General features: G+C 52.4%; 19 protein-coding genes. 16 read left to right on the plus strand and 3 right to left on the minus strand.

The window, feature by feature from the left end:
* Positions 1-156: 156 nt before the first annotated feature.
* On the plus strand, positions 157-942 hold the full coding sequence (locus M8T91_RS00345) for a metal ABC transporter solute-binding protein, Zn/Mn family (protein WP_301415760.1): 786 nt from the start codon (positions 157-159) through the stop codon (positions 940-942).
* An 88-nt stretch (positions 943-1,030) separates the two neighbouring features.
* On the opposite strand, the gene M8T91_RS00350 is transcribed toward M8T91_RS00345, so the two are convergent.
* A complete protein-coding gene (locus M8T91_RS00350; protein ID WP_301415761.1) occupies positions 1,031-1,336 on the minus strand; it encodes a hypothetical protein in 306 nt (101 codons plus the stop codon).
* 283 nt (positions 1,337-1,619) lie between these two features.
* On the opposite strand from M8T91_RS00350, the gene polA reads away from it, so the two are divergent.
* The 3 genes from polA (at position 1,620) to M8T91_RS00365 (ending at position 7,125) form a co-directional block, all read left to right on the plus strand.
* Positions 1,620-4,358: a DNA polymerase I gene (gene polA, locus M8T91_RS00355; RefSeq protein ID WP_301415762.1), complete on the plus strand. Its 2,739-nt coding sequence runs from the start codon at positions 1,620-1,622 to the stop codon at positions 4,356-4,358.
* Positions 4,359-5,092: 734 nt separating this feature from the next.
* The gene (locus tag M8T91_RS00360) at positions 5,093-6,061 is read left to right on the plus strand and encodes a ribose-phosphate diphosphokinase (RefSeq protein WP_301415763.1); all 969 of its coding nucleotides are present in this window, start codon (positions 5,093-5,095) and stop codon (positions 6,059-6,061) included.
* A gap of 605 nt (positions 6,062-6,666) precedes the next feature.
* Positions 6,667-7,125 (plus strand): hypothetical protein, encoded by a 459-nt coding sequence (locus M8T91_RS00365; RefSeq protein WP_301415764.1) that lies wholly within the window; start codon positions 6,667-6,669, stop codon positions 7,123-7,125.
* 310 nt (positions 7,126-7,435) lie between these two features.
* On the opposite strand, the gene yihA is transcribed toward M8T91_RS00365, so the two are convergent.
* Positions 7,436-8,095 carry a ribosome biogenesis GTP-binding protein YihA/YsxC gene (gene yihA, locus M8T91_RS00370; protein WP_301415765.1) on the minus strand — a complete coding sequence of 220 codons (660 nt, stop codon included), beginning with the start codon at positions 8,093-8,095 and terminating at the stop codon, positions 7,436-7,438.
* 123 nt (positions 8,096-8,218) lie between these two features.
* On the opposite strand from yihA, the gene M8T91_RS00375 reads away from it, so the two are divergent.
* The 7 genes from M8T91_RS00375 (at position 8,219) to M8T91_RS00405 (ending at position 13,508) form a co-directional block, all read left to right on the plus strand.
* On the plus strand, positions 8,219-8,878 hold the full coding sequence (locus M8T91_RS00375) for a c-type cytochrome (protein WP_301415766.1): 660 nt from the start codon (positions 8,219-8,221) through the stop codon (positions 8,876-8,878).
* A gap of 225 nt (positions 8,879-9,103) precedes the next feature.
* The gene (locus M8T91_RS00380; RefSeq protein ID WP_301415767.1) at positions 9,104-9,790 is read left to right on the plus strand and encodes a thiol:disulfide interchange protein DsbA/DsbL; all 687 of its coding nucleotides are present in this window, start codon (positions 9,104-9,106) and stop codon (positions 9,788-9,790) included.
* Between the two features lie 391 nt (positions 9,791-10,181).
* A complete protein-coding gene (locus tag M8T91_RS00385; RefSeq protein WP_301415768.1) occupies positions 10,182-10,646 on the plus strand; it encodes an ecotin family protein in 465 nt (154 codons plus the stop codon).
* 275 nt (positions 10,647-10,921) lie between these two features.
* A complete protein-coding gene (locus tag M8T91_RS00390; protein ID WP_301415769.1) occupies positions 10,922-11,407 on the plus strand; it encodes a hypothetical protein in 486 nt (161 codons plus the stop codon).
* Between the two features lie 188 nt (positions 11,408-11,595).
* Complete coding sequence (locus tag M8T91_RS00395; RefSeq protein ID WP_301415770.1) at positions 11,596-12,186, plus strand: hypothetical protein; 591 nt, start codon at positions 11,596-11,598, stop codon at positions 12,184-12,186.
* Between the two features lie 194 nt (positions 12,187-12,380).
* Positions 12,381-12,752 carry an ACT domain-containing protein gene (locus M8T91_RS00400; RefSeq protein WP_301415771.1) on the plus strand — a complete coding sequence of 124 codons (372 nt, stop codon included), beginning with the start codon at positions 12,381-12,383 and terminating at the stop codon, positions 12,750-12,752.
* A gap of 174 nt (positions 12,753-12,926) precedes the next feature.
* Positions 12,927-13,508 carry a hypothetical protein gene (locus M8T91_RS00405; protein WP_301415772.1) on the plus strand — a complete coding sequence of 194 codons (582 nt, stop codon included), beginning with the start codon at positions 12,927-12,929 and terminating at the stop codon, positions 13,506-13,508.
* A gap of 922 nt (positions 13,509-14,430) precedes the next feature.
* Here the strand turns inward: M8T91_RS00405 and M8T91_RS00410 are convergent.
* Entirely contained in the window at positions 14,431-15,156 is a 726-nt protein-coding gene (locus tag M8T91_RS00410; RefSeq protein WP_301415773.1) for a 4'-phosphopantetheinyl transferase family protein, read from the minus strand.
* Positions 15,157-15,718: 562 nt separating this feature from the next.
* Between M8T91_RS00410 and M8T91_RS00415 the strand changes: the two genes are divergently transcribed.
* From M8T91_RS00415 to M8T91_RS00435, 5 genes are read left to right on the plus strand one after another with little or no spacing between them, the layout of a single operon-like run.
* Complete coding sequence (locus M8T91_RS00415; protein WP_301415774.1) at positions 15,719-16,447, plus strand: beta-ketoacyl synthase chain length factor; 729 nt, start codon at positions 15,719-15,721, stop codon at positions 16,445-16,447.
* Positions 16,437-17,222: a lysophospholipid acyltransferase family protein gene (locus tag M8T91_RS00420; protein ID WP_301415775.1), complete on the plus strand. Its 786-nt coding sequence runs from the start codon at positions 16,437-16,439 to the stop codon at positions 17,220-17,222. The genes M8T91_RS00415 and M8T91_RS00420 overlap by 11 nt, the downstream gene beginning before the upstream one ends.
* Positions 17,219-17,476: an ApeE family acyl carrier protein gene (locus M8T91_RS00425; RefSeq protein ID WP_301415776.1), complete on the plus strand. Its 258-nt coding sequence runs from the start codon at positions 17,219-17,221 to the stop codon at positions 17,474-17,476. Before M8T91_RS00420 ends, M8T91_RS00425 begins: the two co-directional genes overlap by 4 nt.
* A gap of 10 nt (positions 17,477-17,486) precedes the next feature.
* Entirely contained in the window at positions 17,487-17,741 is a 255-nt protein-coding gene (locus M8T91_RS00430) for an acyl carrier protein (RefSeq protein ID WP_301415777.1), read from the plus strand.
* A gap of 8 nt (positions 17,742-17,749) precedes the next feature.
* Positions 17,750-18,289, plus strand: coding sequence for a COG4648 family protein (locus M8T91_RS00435; protein ID WP_301415778.1), 540 nt, complete (start codon positions 17,750-17,752; stop codon positions 18,287-18,289).
* The last annotated feature ends 3 nt before the right edge of the window (positions 18,290-18,292 follow it).

Here is an 18,292-nt window from a genome sequence, read left to right on the forward strand (position 1 = left end):
CTTGAAGCCGGTTGTGATTATATCGCAGTTTTGCGTTGCCATCTGTCTTCCATGTTTTCCTCTAAGCGTCTTTTCCCTTTATCCGTTTTGGCCCTGCTCGGTTTTTGCCTCCTGGCCTGCGCTGACCCGCCCCCCCCCACAGGGGGAGAGTTGGTAGTGAGCGTGCGTCCGCTGGCCCTGATCGCGCAGGAAATTACCAAGGACGACGTACCCCTTCGGATATTGATTGAGGGAAGGGATCCGCACCACTATGCACCCAGTATCCCCGAGCGGGCGGCACTGGAGCGGGCATTACTGGTCGTGTGGCTGGGCCCGCAGATGGAGGGTGTTCTGGCCAGGCAGATGGCCTCTCTGCCCGCTGAGCGGCAGTTACCGCTGTTGGCCAATAGTGCTTATGAGTATCAGGGTGCCAGCGATGCGGACATGCACCTGTGGCTGCGCCCGCGCAACGCGGCAATTGCGGCGGCGCAAATTGCTGAGCGCCTGGCACAGCTAAGGCCGCAAAGCGCCGAGTTGTACCGGGGTCGCGCGCGGGATTTCTCCCGCTCCATGGCCAATCTGCAGAAAGTACTGGATCGCGCCCTATGGGGCTATCGCAATGTGCCTATTGTTGTGACCCACGACGCCTACGGGCATTTCTTTGGTTCTGCCGGGATAGAGACGCGCGCGCTAACCCGCGGTAGCGATAGCGGGTACGGTGCCAGAGCCATGCTTGATCTCTCTGGTGCAGGGGAGGGCTGTCTGTTTGGTGATGCTCCGGAAAATGCGCGCGACAGGCAGCTGGCTGAACATCTGGGTCTGCACTATGGGACCCTGGACCCGCTCGGCGCGCAGTTGGGTCCGGACGCCAGCTACCGGGATCTGATTGAATCCCTGCTGGCCCAGGCCCGCATGTGCCTGAGCCGGATTCCCGATGTGTCCGTCCGCGACTTCCGGAATTGATTGCAACGGGATTGGTTTTGGAATTTTGATGGGAGAGGGCGCCCAGCGGAGTCGGCACTGGGCGCAGTGCTGTGTTGGAATGGCCCGCTCAGTCGGGGGAATTGGCACTGCGTTTCAATTGTTGTAATTTTTTTGCGCGGTCGGCATCCCTTCTGGCCTGCTGAAGCAGTTTTTCCAGTTGACGCATCTGGCGTTGGAACAGCCGTTTTTCCTGTGCCTGCCGGGCTTTCTTGAGCATCAACTCATGATTTGGTGCGGTGGTGTGTTTTGAGGGAAACTTCTCTGTGTCCGGATACCCATCGCGGGCCTCCTCAGCTTCACCGGCCAAAACAGCGCCTGCCGAAGCTTGTATGCAGGTGATCATTAATAGAGCGGTGCCGATCACTCCTCTCATAGTTGGAATCCTTCCTTCATCATCTGTTGAGTCCTATTTTCTTGGGAATAAAAGTGTCTGTGCCGCCTGTTGGCAGCCAGAGTGCATTTGGTTCCCGGGGGGGCAGCGAGCGGTGAACGTCGCTATCGAGAAGACTAGCCCAGCATGTGGTTCTGGTGCGGTTGGTGCGCCAATAGTTGTTATGCGCAGGTTGAGCGGAAAATCTGTGCGAAGGGCGTTATCCTATTGGCCAGCCCGCCTCCTGTGGGTACAAATAAAGCCCAACAACAGAACGCCTTGACTTATGAGTAAACAAAGCTCCGGTGCCGCTCCGCTGATTTTGGTGGATGGTTCTTCTTACCTGTATCGCGCCTACCATGCCCTGCCACCGCTGACAACCAGCCAGGGAAAGCCCACCGGTGCGGTTCGCGGAGTCATCAGCATGTTGCGCCGCCACTTGAAGGAGCACGCCGACAGTACTGTGGTAGTGGTGTTTGATGCCAAGGGCAAAACCTTTCGCGACGAGATGTTTGCTGAGTACAAGTCCCACCGCCCGCCGATGCCCGATGACCTGCGCGAGCAGATTCAGCCGATTCACGACATTATCGACGCGATGGGCCTGTCCCGTCTGGTTGTGGATGGGGTTGAGGCAGATGATGTGATCGGCACCCTGGCATTGGAGGCCCAGCGCAGCGGCCAGGAAGTGATTATTTCCACCGGTGACAAGGATATGGCGCAACTGGTGCGCCCGGGGATCACCCTGGTCAACACCATGTCCAATACCGAGATGGACACAGACGGCGTGGTAAAGAAGTTCGGCATAGGGCCCGAACTGATTATCGATTTCCTCGCCCTGATGGGTGATAAGTCCGACAACATTCCCGGTGTGCCAGGCGTTGGAGAAAAGACGGCGTTGGCGCTGTTGCAGAACCTTGGTGGCCTTAAAGAGATTTACGCCGATCTGGGTGCCATCGCCACTCTGGGTTTTCGCGGCGCCAAGACCCTCGGCAGTAAAATGGCCGAACATCGCGCGGCGGCACAGCTGTCTTACCGGCTCGCCACCATCAAGACCGATGTGGAAATGCCCTACCATCCCCGGAACTTGCACAATTCTGCACCGAATATCGGAAAGTTGATCGAGTTGTTCGGACAAAACGAGTTTCGCACCTGGCTGGAAGAGCTGACCAGCGATAAGGCCGAGGAGGCCATGGCCGAGGCGGTGGAGCGGGACTATGTGGTTGTGACAGCAATGGCCGAACTGGATGCCTGGCTGCAGCGGCTCAAAAAGGCAAAAATCTTTGCCTTTGATACGGAGACCACCAGCCTCAACTATATGCAGGCCAGACTGGTGGGGGTGTCCTTTGCGGTTGAACCCTACCGCGCCGCCTACGTGCCGCTGGCACACGATTATATGGGCGCACCTGAGCAGCTGCCATTTGAACAGGTACTGCAGAAGCTCAAGCCGCTTCTGGAGGACGAGAAGCAAAGGAAAGTGGGGCAGAATTTAAAATACGACAGCCATATTCTGGCCAACTACGGCATTAGGCTGCGTGGTATTGCGCGGGATACCATGCTGGAATCCTATGTACTCGACAGCACTGCCAGCCGTCATGATATGGACAGCCTCGCGCTCAAATACCTGGGTGAGCATACGGTGCATTTTGAGGATATTGCCGGCAAAGGCGCCAAACAGCTGACTTTTAATCAGATACCGTTGGACAAAGCCGGCCCCTACGCGGCAGAGGATGCCGATATCACCCTGCGCCTGCATCGGGAGTTGAACGGCCGCCTGGCGCGAGTGCCGTCTCTGGTAAAGGTACTCGATGATATCGAGATGCCCCTGCTGCCGGTGCTTGTACGTATGGAGCGCAACGGCGCCTACATAGATGCAAAAATGCTCGCGGCACAGAGTGCCGAACTGGAACAGGAGATGCGTGAGCTGGAACAGCAGGCCTACGCGGTGGCAGGAGAGGAATTCAATCTGAGTTCCACCAAGCAGCTGGGGGCAATTCTTTTTGAAAAGTTACAGATTCCGGTGATCAAGAAAACCCCCAAGGGAGCGCCTTCCACGGCGGAGGCGGTGTTGCAGGAGCTGGCCCACAATCACGAGTTACCGGCGTTGATCATGCAGTACCGGGGCCTGGCCAAGCTGAAAAACACCTATACCGACAAACTGCCGAAAATGATTGATCCTGCCAGTGGCCGTGTACACACCTCCTACCACCAGGCGGTAACAGCCACTGGGCGACTTTCTTCCAGCGATCCCAACCTGCAAAATATCCCGATTCGCACCGAGGAGGGTCGCCGAATCCGTCGGGCTTTCACCGCGGACCCACGTGTCAATGGTGGCAGCGAGATCATCGCTGCGGACTATTCGCAAATCGAGTTGCGCATTATGGCGCACCTGTCTGCAGACCGAGGGCTGGTGAATGCCTTTGAACGCGGTGCTGATATCCACCGCGCCACTGCCGCGGAAGTGTTTGAAGTGGCCTTGGATCGGGTCAGCGACGAGCAGCGCCGCCGCGCCAAGGCCATCAATTTTGGCCTGATTTATGGCATGTCGGCCTACGGCCTGGCCAGGCAGCTGGGCATTCCCCGCGCGGATGCCCAGACCTATATAGACCGTTACTTCGAGCGCTATCCGGGGGTTCTGCACTATATGGAGAACACCCGTAAGCAGGCTGCGGAAAAAGGCTATGTGGAAACCCTGTTTGGCCGTCGTCTGTACCTGCCGGAGATCCGCTCTCGCAATGCGATGCAGCGCCAGGCCGCCGAGCGCACCGCGATCAATGCGCCTATGCAGGGCACAGCCGCAGACATTATCAAGCGCGCCATGATCGCGGTGGATACCTGGCTCAATAGGCAAAACCTGACCAGCAAGCTGATCCTGCAGGTGCACGATGAACTGGTACTGGAGGTGCCCAAGCCGGAAATAGAGACGGTTGCAACTGCTCTGGCGGAATTAATGCAGGGCGCTGCGCAGTTGCGCGTGCCGTTGACTGTTGATCTGGGACATGGCAAAGACTGGGATCAGGCGCATTGAAGCATCGGTTGTTGGTAGGTTTTAGGCCTGCAGGGGAGCGCATGCGTTGTGCCGAGGTAAAGAAGTAGTCCCCTCAGATACCTTTTGAGTGAAAATGGCGCCAATTAGTGTGTTTTAACTGCTATTTTTACAATCTTTGCCGAAATCCGTGGAACTGTTCCGGCGACAGCCCCTCTAAAGTGGCAAGATCGTTGGAATGCGTCATCATCCCCCAAGGAAGTCAGATGTTTGCCCCGGAACTCCCCAAGTCCGGGGCATTTTTTTGTCCTCTCAAGTTGAATCTTCCCCCGCCAGGCACTCTTTTGTGTCCTTTCTCATCCACTCCATTTCACAACCCTGAATGGCAGACCCTTTGGAGGTTTACTGGGCTAATCTGAGCACTACAGAGACCTAATTTCCACAGTGAGCATCTTCAGGGGCCTGTTCCCAGGGTCCGCTGACCTGCGGTTTGGCGTGTTGTATAAATGAGGATATTTGGGTTTTGTTTGCCTGAAGAGTGGCGGTGTGGGCTCCTGAAATACCATCCTCACCGCCAAGTTGGGTAGGTATTGCACGGGTGGCGAAGCATGAAAGATGGCACTCCCATTGGGCTGCCGGGTTTATCAAAAGAGAGACTGCGGTATCGATGCATAGATTAAATGAGCATATTCCCCGTGCCGCCCACCAGCTTCAGGAGCCGTTGGCATGACGCATAGGGTGGGTTTGACTTCCCGGTGGTTTGCGGGAGGTTGGTTATGGGTCGCTTGAAGCTATTTAGCCTGGATGTTGGCGCCGATTTTTGTGGACGCGTGGCCGCTGCCCTGGGAGAGCCCCTTTCCCGACACGAGGAACGCAGTTTTGTGGATGGTGAGCACAAGGTGCGCCCTCTGGACGACGTGGAGGGGGCCGATGTGTTCCTTGTGCAGTCCCTGTATGCCGATGTGTGCAGCAGTCTTGATGAAAAACTGTTGCGCAGCCTGTTTTTTATTGGCGCCCTCAAGGATGCCGGGGCATCGCGTATCACTTTCGTGATGCCCTATCTGTGTTACGGGCGCAAGGATCGGCGTACAAGGTTGCACGACCCCTTGCCAACACAGTATCTGGCCAGCTTGCTGGAGTCAGCCGGTACCCACACAGTTATGACGATGGACGCCCATAATTTATCCGCTTTTGAGAATGCGTTCCGCTGTCGCACTGTGCATTTGCTTGCCCGGCCTCTCCTGGTGGCGTTTGCCGCAGGACGACTGGCTGGAGAGCAGCGGCCACTGGTGGTGTTATCGCCGGATGAGGGTGGTATCAAGCGCGCGGAAATGTTTCGCCGGGCTCTGAGTGAGTGCTTAGAGAGAGCGATCGGCAGAGTTTTTGTCGAGAAATATCGCAGTGGCGAGCAGATCAGTGGTGGCACCTTGATTGGTGAAGTGGAGGGAACGGTGGTGCTGATTGTGGATGACCTGATTGCCAGCGGTGCAACTCTCTGTCGGGCAACGCTGGCAGCTGAGGCTGCGGGGGCTGCGGGTATCGTTGCTCTCGCGAGTCACGGCCAGTTCAGTGGAGATGCCAGAGCCCTTGTGTCGCGCCTTCCACTGGAGGTCGTTGCCCTGACCAACTCCCTGCCCCAGACAGACTTGCCGAACAATTGCGAACTGCTCGATTGTGCGCCTCTTCTCGCAGAGGGAATCCGTCGCCTGCACGACAACGGCCCGGTGTGTGAACTGACCATTTGAAGGGCTTTCCCTGTGAATACCGGCCACAGGTCCAAAACATCCACCATTTACATTTATTTACTCCAGTCTCGGGAACAAAGGGATGCCCGGTCGTATCCAATCCACCAGATCATTGTTACTCTCTAACCCCAAAGCGTTCAGCTTTTTCACCCCGGACTATCCCCATCTCCGGGGTTTTTTTCTCCCTGAATGCCCCCTGGGGGATGGATGGCAGGTGACGGTTTTCCGGGTAGAAATCCGGGCTAGTTGACAAGATTGGAATCTATTTCCGGAAATCCGGATGTGGGCGAGTATAGTATTCACATTCCTCTGATCGCTTTACTCGCCGGGTGGGAATACCAACGGCAGCAACCTAAGCTTCCCTGTGTGGAGGATCTTGCATTGAAGAGGAACCCTCAGGCGTACCCGTCCCCCTGGGTGCGCTTGGCAAGTGCCCATCCCCAAGGGCACTGACTCCTGGCCGGCAGTCCCCATCTGCCGGCTTTTTTTATACTCAAAAAGCTCCTGCCAGGACTCCTTAAGCAAGCGGCAAAAATTCAGTTTAATTATTTGCAAATGATAATTGTTCGCATTACACTGAGTGTGTTTCAAGCAAGGGAATTATCGTGAATTTACGTTACCTATGCGCAAACCACCGCCAGTGGTTGATTGCTGACACGGATCGTGCGGAAAAAACGTGGCTGGACTGGATAGAACTGGGCAAGATCCTCTCTGAAGAGGGCAATGAAAAAGAGGCGATTCCCTATCTGGGATGCGCTTTTGACCTTGCGGGCTTTCTGCTGGCAAAACAGTGGCCAAGCTATGCCGTGTCTGCGACACGCTTTAGTGAAAACGCCCTCTGCCTGATGGCAGCCTACCGGGAGTTGGGGGATGAAAAATTACACCGCTATATTCTCGCCGGCGCCAGTTCAATCCTCGCGCGCCAGCTTGGAGATGGCCTCAAGCAGCGGATTGCCGCTGACTGTATCAGTGCCCTCTATCCAACGGGTGTCGGCGACGCAATGCAAAAAGCAGCCCAAGCTAGATGGCCCGTCCACCTCGACAGAGATTGCCGGCTGCACTGAGGAAACCGCCCGTGTAAAGCCTGCAGAAACCCCGCGGCTGCTGACCGTTGCCATTCGCGAAGACACCCTGGTTGCGCTCTTGGCGCAACGCTGTCTGAGCGTTGAGGAGCTGCACTGCACGACACCCCAGACGCGCCAGCAGCTGCGGCAGGTATTGTTACGCTCCCTGTTGCCTCGGGATAAGTTGAGTTGCGCGCCGACAACAAAGAGTGCTGAGTGAAGCGGTTATTGCACGAAAGGTTTCCCAACCAGGCGCCCTTTAAAATCAGTATCAGTGCAGGCTGCGGCCGGTAGCCTGTAAGGGTTGAGGTCAGCTACTTGTGGCGGAGGGCTCCGTGCGGGATATGAGCCATTCATTCAATTTGCGCTCCAGCGTGTCGATACCCGTTTTCCTGGTGGAGGAGAACAGCTGCAGGGTAACCTCCCGGTCCAGACCCTGCTCCCTGAGGGCTTTCTCCACGGCAAAGCGGATATTATTGGCGGGGCCATGCTTCAACTTATCCGCTTTGGTGAGCAGGCAATGCACAGGCAGGCCTGCCTCAACCGCCCAGGTCAGCATATGCAGGTCGAACTCCTTGAGGGGCTGGCGTATGTCCATCAACAGCACCAGGCCGCGCAGACATTGGCGCTGCTCCAGATAGGCAGCCAGGTGGCGCTGCCACTCGTCTTTCATAACACGGGCCACCTTGGCATAGCCATACCCGGGCAGATCCACCAGTCGCTGCTGCTCAGACAGGCTGAAGAAGTTGATCAACTGGGTGCGCCCGGGTGTCTTGGAGGTTCGCGCCAGCTTGCTGTTGCCGGTCAACGCGTTGATGGCGCTGGATTTTCCCGCATTGGAGCGGCCGGCAAAGGCCACTTCGGCGCCGGAGTCCTCCGGGCACTCGGCCAGGGTGGGCGCACTGGTCAGAAATCGTATAGCACGGTAGTTCAGTTTTTGCGGCTGGGCATTCAGTTTGACAATTGACATCGTTTAAGTCCGCTGATCCGGTACACTCGTTTGGCGCGCAAGTATATAATGCCGCGGTTTTCGCCTCGCAGGATTTATGGGGCGGAGCGGAACACCATATCACAGCGCGCAACGGGACGATGTATGAACAGCTTTATCAAGAACACTGCTCGGGTACTTGGTCTGGTTATCGCCTTGGGAACCACATCCCTTGCAATGGCTATGGGTGATGCGGCTGAGGGTAAGACAAAGGCCGCCCAGTGTGCAGCTTGCCATGGTGCTGACGGCAATAGCCCGGTGCCCGCCTTCCCCAAAATCGCTGGTCTCGGCGAGAAATACCTGTTCAAGCAGCTTATGGATATCCAGGAAGGCAAGCGTAATGTGCCACAGATGATTGGCCAGCTGGACAATTTTAACGAGCAGGATCTACAGGATATCGCCGCCTACTTTGCCACCCAGCCGATGCAGTTGACCGGGTCCGAAGCGATTGCAGTCACGCTCAATAATGGCGAAAGTGTCGACGGCCTCATCTTTGGGCGCAAATTGTACCGTGCGGGTAATATGGAAACCGGCGTGCCAGGCTGTATGGGCTGTCACTCCCCCAGCGGTCAGGGCAATGCACCCGCCGGCTATCCGCGACTTTCCGGTCAGTATCCGGAGTATATTGAAGCCCAGTTGAAGGCATTCCGTGTCGGTACCCGCACAAATGACGGGGATACCCGTACCATGCGCACAGTTGCCAGCCAGATGTCCGATGCCGAAATCACCGCTGTCGCCAACTATATTGCCGGCTTGACGGAATAACAGCCAGGCCCCAGCAGCGGGAGGCCGGTCAAATGCCGGCCTTTTTTTGTGCCCGGTGCCCGCTCAAGCAGTGGGGAATCGGGTAAAGTAGTCGCACTTTCGTCGCGTTTCCTTGCCCCAAGCAACGGGAACTTCAATAATCTGCGTTGTCTATTGTGCCTCAGTGACCCGGCAGCCCGCCGCTAACAGGCCTCGATCAACGTAGGTACAAGCTGGAGAAGACTTATGAGAGCAGTTCTCGCCCCTATAACAATGGTTTTGGCTATATTGTTCAGCCTTGCCGCCTGTGCGCAGGAAAGCGGTGGGTTCAAAGCCGGTCAACACTATCAGGTGCTGCCCCAAGCGGTACCGCAGAAAGACGATAGCAAGATCGAAGTAACCGAAATGTTCTGGTATGGCTGTGCCCATTGCTTCCATTTCGAGCCGACCCTGGAACGCTGGAAAAAGAATATGCCCGGCGATGTTACCCTGCTGAAGCTGCCCGCTATCTGGCAGCCACTGATGGATGTCCATGCGCGCCTGTTTTATGTGGCTGACGCAATGGGTGTCCTGGAAAAGATGCATACCCCGATCTTTAATGCCATCTACACTCAACGCCAGATGCTTGCAGTTCGTGAAGGCCGGAACTGGAAGCCGGACCTGCCGGCAATTGAGGCTTTGTTCAACAAGCACGGCGCCGATGGCGCCAGGGCTGTCAAGCTGATGAACTCCTTTGCCATTAACAGCAGGGTCAAGCAGGGTATGGCCAACCAGCGGGCTTACAAGATGACCGGTACTCCAGAGGTGGTTGTGGCCGGTAAGTACCGTATCAGTTCTTCTCTGCCGGGCTATAAAGGGAAAAATAATGGCCAGGAACTGATGCTGCAGGTAGCTGACTATCTGATAGCCAAGGAGCGTGCGGAGCGCGGTTAATCTCTACGCTGTGTCTGAGCCCGCTTTGTTCGGAGCGGGCTTTTAATACCCGGCTGCCCCGGCGACGATAGTGTTTTCTGGGGTTGTTCACCCGCCCATTTCCCACTGGCAAATGACTGCTAAGCAGAAGACGGTCTTAGTCCCGTTTTTTGTGCCGCCCACCCATGCCCCGCCCCTCCAAAGACAGAAGGACTTGCGATCAATAGCGAATCGCCTCTGCCGTGGCTTGTTTTCGCCAGGCCTCAGGCGCCGGTAAGGTATGCGCGAGTGGTGTATTCCCTTATCTTGGCACCTGTATCCTCTTGATGGCGTCTACTGCACTGGAGAAAGCTGTCTAGACTGTAAAAAGGTTTATACGCCAAAAACGTGGCTCCGAGGTGAGGAATTTGCCATGAAGAAACCCCTCTTCGCAGTGCTAATCCTTTTGTATATGACCACCGTGCAGGCCGCTGATCCCCTCGATGCTTTCCCGGTAGAAGTGGAAGGGAAGCAGCGCCACGTTATCCAGCTGCCAAAAGTGAAGGATGAAAGTCGTTTTATGATTGAACTGGTGCCGGGGCGGCGTGAAATGGCTGACTGTAATTTGCGTAGCTTCACTGCACCTCTGCGCCGTGAGGTTTTAGCCGGCTGGGGCTATCCCTATTACGTCCTGTCCGATCTGAAGCCCACCTCCGGCGCGCGCAAGATCTGCACACCCAGCACCACCTCCCGACGCTTTATCCGCGTACGCGGGGATGGGCTGATACTCCCCTACAGCAGCCGCCTGCCACTGGTGGTTTACCTGCCTGAGGGGGTGCTGCTCAAATACCGTGTCTGGCGCGCGGATAAGAATCTGTCTGACGCGCGTACCCAATAAATACAGCCAAACAGGCCACTACCCCATTGGTTCTATTCCAGCAACTGAGCTGGCGCTTTTGTTAATATTTTCAATGCTTCTAATGCCACTGTGGGATTTTGTGTCTAGCCTTACTAGCAAAGGATGTGAAAAAGAACGCCTGAGAAATTTTTCACGCCGGCTTTTGGGGCTTGCACTCCGCACCGGACAGGAAAATTGGCGGCACTTTCTGCCGCCTTCTACAGTAACCCGCGCCCGTGCAAATGGCTTCGGGGGCAGAGACAGTAGAGCAGCGCATGAAGTATTTGCGTCATTTCCTATCGAAAGGTGTTATTGCTTCTCATCTTCAAACCTATGCCGTCGTTCTTGTACTTTTTCTGCCCGGTCACCCCGCTGCTGCGGCAGAATCAGCGCAAATGCAGTGGGCTGGCAATTGGCTGGTGGTTAGTGAGGGCGATGACCAGTTGGTTTGGCAGCTCAATGCGGATGGTTCTGGCTATGCCTATGGTTTTAATGACGGGGGGCGATTGACGCACGGGTTTGCCATTAACTGGCAGCTGGATGGCGATCGTGTGCGAGTGCGCACCGGGGCCTCGGTACGCTGCAAAGGGGGTGTGGTGTCGGTGGCATTCCGTGGCTGGAGTCGCTCAACACTGCTGTTTGCGGTTATTGATGGACGTCACTGGCTGCAGGCTGGCGGCGGCTTGTTGAGCTTCCAGCGTCGCCTGAGTAACTGGAGAACGCCCCAGGCCGGCAGCAATTGCCCGGATCTAGCCAGTTGAACTGGTCCTGTGTTGACGCCGGTTATAACAGGCAAAAATACTGTGGCACACTCGCAATGGGCCTGGGCATACCTTGTGCTCAGGACCTAAAGCGGTGGCATGTAACACTCGCCCTGCTCTTTTTGCTCATTGCTGGCCAAGTCTCGGCAGTTGAGGGCAAAGAAAAAAGTGGGCATGATGGCTGGCATGTGAAATCGCGCCTTGATGCCAGCCAGTGGGTTGGTGCCTGGCTCATCTCCCGCGACGGCGAGGCGCGCCATGTGTGGAGTCTGAAGCCTGACGGTACTGGCCGCTCTTATGCATTTCTCAATCGCAATGGGAAAATGCAGTTTGTATTTGGCTATGATATCCACTGGTATTTTGATCCCTTCACCCAGATGGCAAACATCAAAACCGGGCGCAGGCTTATTTGCCGGCGCGGAAAAATATACCCTTATTTCCTCACTTTGAAATCCTATGAAAGCGACTATGCGGTGCGGGGAAAGTTCGCCTGGCAGACAACCTGGACAGAAGTCAGTATTGGGCGTAACCGACTGCACAAATCCCTGGTGGTATTTTTAGCGCCCCTCTCCGCTTGGCACGATCCCGGTCGCGATGCTCCTTGTCCCGAGTTTCCCAGCCTGCATCTGGAAAAGGATATTGATATGGCCCTGCAACGTTGGGAGGAAGAAGAATCGCCGGATGCTGAAAAGAATAACAGATCACGACCGGGAGAAACAGAATCCAGAGAATTGGAGGAATCGAAAAAAAAAAGCGTGAACAAAGACAAACGAAATTAGAATGAGTAGCCGGTAAGGCAGAAAACCTATCAATACACAAGCTCCGCCACGGGCAATGGGGACCACCTATTCTCGGCCTCAGCCGTAGAGGAATGGTTGGTCAACCCGGGATGCCCCTACTTTTGTAGACAGGAAGTTTTGTATGGCAATAAGGTATGAGCGCTGAGGCCTCTTGCGCAGGGATCTTGCGGAATATGTGCCCCAGGCTGCAGGAGGAAACCTACGTATTCTGCCAGGTGGCGAATACCCGGCTGATGGATGTGATTGCGAACAGCCTGTGTATTTTTCGCGAAGGTGAGGGTATGAGTGTAATTTTGCCCCGGAATCTGGCTCGGCAACACGGTCTCGTTGCCAGCGCACCATTTCGCCTAATCACACTGCAGATAGTATCCGGCTTTAGTGCGATTCAATTGACAGCGATTGTTGCTGGAGCGCTGGCTGATGCCGGCATCGTTGCCAATGTGGTAACTGTGCTGCGCCACGATCATATCTTTGTACCGGAAGATAGTGCCGAACGCGCGCTGCAACTCCTGCGCGGTATCAGCAACCGGGCATACTATACCTGAGCTGCAACGGCTGTGCGCGTTGATTACCCTCCACCCCAACCTCACGGAGAAATCCGTCAGCTTCTGCCCGATCTATTCTATGTACCTGGGACGGTGACGCTGGTCCCGGCGGTCACAATTAATCGCAATATGGCCATAGTGCGTTGGGGAGGGGATCTTATTCTGGTGAATCCAATGCGTTTGCGCCCTCAGCAGGAGGAGAAATTGCGGGATATTGGACGGGTTCGCCATGCAATACGACTGGGATATCATCACGGACAGGACGATCTCTACTACCGGGATCACTTCGATCTCACCTTCTGGCGGCAGGCGGGATCTGATTTTTATCCCCCCAGTGCAGATCAATTGCTGAGAGAGGGAGGGGAATGCCCCGTGCCCGGGGGGCGCTTTCTGGAGTTTTCCTGCAGCCGATTTCCAGAAGCGGTGCTTTGGCTGCCCTTCAACGGTGGTTTGCTTTTGAGTTGCGATGCGCTCCAGTATTGGGGCAGTTGGCGAGGCTGTAACTGGTGTGGCCGTTGTCTGCTGCGATTTGCCGGGATGCGCTCTGGTATGCAGGTAGTACCGGCTTGGCGGTTGCGTATGGGTTCTCGGGGTAGGCACCCGTGGCAAGGGCTGCAGAAGGATTTTCAGCGCTTGCTAAAGCTGCCTTTCCTGCACTTTCTTGCCGCCCATGGCGAGTTTTGTGCCGACAATGCCCACGAAGCCGTATTTACCGCAGTGAATCGGGCTTTTCCGAAACTCAAAGGAGCAGCATAGTCAGGATTTCCATGCCCATTTGTGATATGCGGTTGAGTGAGCGGACGACCCACAGTGCCACAGAATTCTGCTGCTTGTCTGATGCTGCTGAGCGTTGGCCGATTTTGTTGTTGATTTGAAAAAGAACATCAATTAAAGCCAAGACTCTGCTCATTGCCCTGCTGGTTGTTTACTCCACTACACCGACGTCTGCCTCTATTGCCGATGCCGTTAATATCTATCGTAAAGTGAACTTCTTGATCTCTGCCTGGCTGGCGGCCAGGGTTAGTTTCAGAAGATGACTTTCCAGCGTCAGTTCGGAGGGGAGTGAACCGGGATTTGTTTTGCGGAGGTCGGCTGGCTTTTGGGGCTTCGGTATCGAAGCGTCGGACTATGGCATGGATGATTGCGTAGATCTGGATGCGCAAGGAAACATTGATGTGATGCTGGAGATCGCATGCCTATTCATGGCGGAGGCGGATAAGGAGATGTGCTGGGCTCTGATTACTCCGCGGAGTATCCCACCATCCTCCTGAATATGCCAATCTGCTGTACCCCTTCCGCGAAATGGTCACTTTCTGTGCAGAGTAATCCTTCCTTGATCCTATGCCGGAGGCGGTGATGTTCTTGCGGAGTGATTGCTACAATTTCGTCTGCTATGAGGTACCTTCCATCTATTGGATCGTCGGTCGCGAGGATCAGCAGCGGTGATGCATGATGTCGCAGAAGAGGAGGCTTTTCTGTGTGAACGCTACTATGAGCCTGGAGATGCTACATATGTAGCAATCGGGCATTTTGGACTGTCTGAAAGCCAGAAAAGTAATGGATGCACTGGATAAGCCCAGCGGGTATGCGGGATTTTTGGGTAACGAACTCGGTAAAGTGCGATTCGTGCTGTTAGCTTCGAGCATGATAAGCTGTGAGCCTGATTGTGTAATAATAGCTAGCTCAATTGTGAGGCGGCAATCCTGTACAGCCGGACTTTACTACCTCTTGAATCGTTGAAATTGGTTCTGTAAGTACCATTTAAGTGAAACGGAGGAGGGGTGGGCGCCCCATTGCCAACCAGGGCAAGGTAGGCCCCCCTTCCAATCGCACCTCTCCAACAGTGAAATTCTGCAAGCCTTTTTGGCCAGGAATTGACATCATTGATAATGGGAATGGTGGTTAATAGTTTACCAAGATCCTCTCCTGAGCACTTGGAGAGTGCTTCCTTGGTTGTCCAGATACGTAAAAACTCCTGAGCCAATACAGACTTAGGTTGTTTTTGCAACCAAGAAACTTCTTCATCATGAAAGCAACTCTGTGCTATTGCCAGCCAATCCCTTGATGGATATTCCAACTCGTAGTCGATGCCAAGCATATCTTTGCCTATAGCGACGGCCAGATAATCAGCCGAGTGGCTAATTGAAATATTCGCAAGATGAGCACCTCCGCATGAGGCAAATGTTGGCGCTACTGCTGCAAGATTCACTTTTTCAGGCTCACAAGCAAAGTGCTCAGCAATAAAGACACGAACAAGCAATCGTCCCGCTAAGAATTGAGTTTTCCGTCTTGTGCTGAGCATTTGGTGTAGGCGTGAAAGCTCCTCTTTACTTAACAGACTGGTCGATGTGGACTGCCAGTCATTGGACCAATGAGAAAAGGAAGTGCAAGTGAAATTCAGCATGAAGACTCATTTGACAGATTGTTTAATTGCCAATCAAAAAACAGTCAGAATGATAGGCTGTTATCCTTCTTAATCAATTAGCAATAGAGGCTATATCTAGATTCCTTGTGTAGGGGAGCAAATACCCAGGGGAATAGCCAAAAATAGCGGATTCGCCTCAGTGAGGTATAGTGACTTAAACTAACTTTTGGTCCAGTACCCTTCAATCTCAATGAAGAGCAGCTTGTTTCCTTTAAAGGAATCTTTTGAGGATTTTAGACTCAATATAGGATTAAAATGTGCTCTTGGTGTCTGAATACTCTTTATCAGTGGCGCTCGGGCATAGATAAAAATGGACAATGATACGAAAGCGTGCACTTTATGGAAAGTATCTGTGTCCATTTGTAATTTAATTGGACTCCCAGCTGAAAATAATTTTTCTTTTGCTAGCGGGAGTTGATCATTTTGTGTACCATTCCGGCCCTGTTACTAGTCGCGCAATGCCTAAAAAGTCAGATCAAAACAATGGCAGAGTTGTGGATATTGGATATTGGGGGGTGGAGTTCAGCTCCATTATGGTTGTTTGTCTATCGAATTTCTAATCACTGCTTGGCGAGCATGGTATTCGGGGATATCAGAGCTTTCTGAGTGGCAACGTTGGCGTTGTGAGAAAGCACTGCCCGAAGGTGAAAACCAGGCCGATGTTTCCTTCCTTACCGCTATGCAACGCCGTCGTTTGAGTCCATTGTCTAAAGCAGCACTTAATGCTGCTTATCCGCTTCTCAAACAGCGGGATATACCTTTGCTCTGTTGTTCTGTACACGGTGAATCGGTGAGAACTCATTCATTGCTAAAGAGCGCTGCCGCTGCCGAGGACTTGTCACCCACCGCCTTTGGACTTTCTGTTCACAATGGGATTGCTGGCCAACTTTCAATCCTATGCTCAGTACAATCTCCTGCGTTCGCTTTGGCCGGAGGTGACTTTCCATTGCTTGCTGGTTTATTGGAGGCTGTTGGTATATTGCAAGATGGAGCAGAGGAGCTGTTGATAATATTTTATGAAGAACCGTTGCCGGAAATGTATCAGTCCAGTGCGCAAAGTCCAGCCAATATTTGTGTAACGGCAATGCACCTAGCTAAGGGTACAAATGTACAGGATAAAAAATCTTCTTTGGTGTTATCTAAGAGTACTAAGATTGAATCGGCATTTGAGGCTCCAGATTATCAGCTCCCCCTAATTAGTGCCCTTGTAGAGGGATATGGAGTTGTTCCGTTAGGAAAAGGATGGGAGTTACACTTAAATGCAGCCTAAGTTCCTGTTTACCGGACGAACAGATAAATACTGGTTGAGGTTGTTAGCTACTGCTACAGCCTTTAGCTTGTTTGGTTTTAGTGGATTGGTTTTAAGATTTGTTGTTTTTCCGCCTCTCAAATTAATTTATCGAGATCATGAAATACGTAAAAGAAAGGCAAGGTTTTGTATTCATCTTGCATTTCGTACCTTCATTGGTTTCATGCATAAAACAGGCATTTATACTTATAACTTCCAAGATCAAGAGAAGTTACGTAGACCTGGCCAGCTAATATTGGCTAACCATCCATCGCTGATAGACGTTGTTTTTTTAATATCTCGTATTCCTAATGCAAACTGTATCGTAAAAGCAAGTTTGTTTCGGAATCCGTTTATGCGCGGAGCAGTAAATATTGCCGGTTATATTCCCAATGATGGTCCGGAAAAAATTATAGAAATGGCTGCAAAGGCACTTAAAAATGGCGAGTCAATAGTTTTGTTTCCGGAAGGCACACGTTCTGTACCGGGAAGGCCTTTTAAATTTCAACGCGGTGCCGCCTATATGGCGTTGCGCTCCGGTGTGACTCCTACGCTGGTTACCATTACATGTAATCCGCCTATGCTGATGAAGAATATTCCATGGTATAATATTCCGCTTTCTCGACCTCATTTCCAATTTAAAGTCACTGAATCTAGTAGTTTTCTGCAAGTTGTAGAAAAAGATGAGACTCCTATAGTTGCTCGCAAGATTATTCAAGAATTAAAAACATTTTTTACCGAGGATTGTACTGCGTGAATGAATTAATAAAAGAGCTTAAGGTGCTGATTATAGAAGTTCTTAATTTGGAGGATGTTACACCGGGAGATATCGCAAATGATGAACCACTATTTGGAGATGGGCTCGGTCTTGATTCCATCGATGCCCTTGAATTAGGTCTTGCGCTACAAAAAAAATATGGAATTTCGATAGATGCAGAAAATGAAAATACGAAGTTATATTTTTCCAGCGTAAATAACCTGGCAAAGTTTATCGATAGCGGTCGCACTTAATGAGGTGATTATGTTGGGTAACAAAGATGAAATACTGGTAAAGCTAACAGAAATTTTAGTGGAAATGTTTGAAGTTGAAGAGAAAAATATTAGAGAAGATGCACTTCTCTCTGATGACTTGGATATAGATAGTATCGATGCCATTGATCTGATTGTTCGTTTGAAAGAACTCACTGGAAAGAAAATTTCTCCTGAAGAATTCAAGAGCGTCAGAACTGTTGGTGATGTGGTAAAAGCCATTCAAAAAGTTATGGCAAATCAATGAAACGTTACGTGAAACTATTATTTTCAGTAATATTGATCCTGTATCCATTAACAGTTTACTTTGGTCTCCAGTACCTATCTTTAAATAGCATTCTGATGTTATTGCTTTTAATTACAATAATGCGGTTAGTATACAGTGATGATAATGGAAAAAAAATAGGAGGAATGGTTACTCTTTCTCTATCTCTAGTGCTTGTCCTTTCGTGGTTACGTGATGACCCAAATGGATTACTCTGGTATCCAGTTCTTTGTAATATAATCTTATTTTGGTTGTTTGCTTATAGTCTAAAACAACCTAAAAGTATAATTGAGCGTATTGCCCGGATAAAAGAGCCTGACATGCCTTACAATGGTGTAGTGTATACCAGGAAAGTTACAAAAATATGGTGTATTTTCTTTTTGGTTAATGGATCCTTTGCCACAGCAACAGTAATAAATGGCAATATGCAAGTCTGGGTATTATATAATGGCTTGATTTCATATATATTAATGGGCTTGTTAATAGCTTCTGAATGGCTTGTACGCCGCCGCATCCATAATGAAGTGTGAATA

It is taken from the genome of Microbulbifer sp. MI-G, assembly GCF_030440425.1.
GTDB lineage: Bacteria > Pseudomonadota > Gammaproteobacteria > Pseudomonadales > Cellvibrionaceae > Microbulbifer > Microbulbifer spongiae.

Bases quoted from the DNA above. Each gene is read 5' to 3' on its own strand.
- M8T91_RS00410 (WP_301415773.1), bottom strand. From the start codon at position 15,156: ATGCTGAATTTCACTTGCACTTCCTTTTCTCATTGGTCCAATGACTGG.
- M8T91_RS00350 (WP_301415761.1), bottom strand. From the start codon at position 1,336: ATGAGAGGAGTGATCGGCACCGCTCTATTAATGATCACCTGCATACAA.
- M8T91_RS00375 (WP_301415766.1), top strand. From the start codon at position 8,219: ATGAACAGCTTTATCAAGAACACTGCTCGGGTACTTGGTCTGGTTATC.
- polA (WP_301415762.1), top strand. From the start codon at position 1,620: ATGAGTAAACAAAGCTCCGGTGCCGCTCCGCTGATTTTGGTGGATGGT.
- M8T91_RS00430 (WP_301415777.1), top strand. From the start codon at position 17,487: ATGTTGGGTAACAAAGATGAAATACTGGTAAAGCTAACAGAAATTTTA.
- M8T91_RS00420 (WP_301415775.1), top strand. From the start codon at position 16,437: ATGCAGCCTAAGTTCCTGTTTACCGGACGAACAGATAAATACTGGTTG.
- M8T91_RS00405 (WP_301415772.1), top strand. From the start codon at position 12,927: ATGCGTTTGCGCCCTCAGCAGGAGGAGAAATTGCGGGATATTGGACGG.
- M8T91_RS00380 (WP_301415767.1), top strand. From the start codon at position 9,104: ATGAGAGCAGTTCTCGCCCCTATAACAATGGTTTTGGCTATATTGTTC.
- M8T91_RS00390 (WP_301415769.1), top strand. From the start codon at position 10,922: ATGAAGTATTTGCGTCATTTCCTATCGAAAGGTGTTATTGCTTCTCAT.
- yihA (WP_301415765.1), bottom strand. From the start codon at position 8,095: ATGTCAATTGTCAAACTGAATGCCCAGCCGCAAAAACTGAACTACCGT.
- M8T91_RS00385 (WP_301415768.1), top strand. From the start codon at position 10,182: ATGAAGAAACCCCTCTTCGCAGTGCTAATCCTTTTGTATATGACCACC.
- M8T91_RS00360 (WP_301415763.1), top strand. From the start codon at position 5,093: ATGGGTCGCTTGAAGCTATTTAGCCTGGATGTTGGCGCCGATTTTTGT.
- M8T91_RS00400 (WP_301415771.1), top strand. From the start codon at position 12,381: ATGTGCCCCAGGCTGCAGGAGGAAACCTACGTATTCTGCCAGGTGGCG.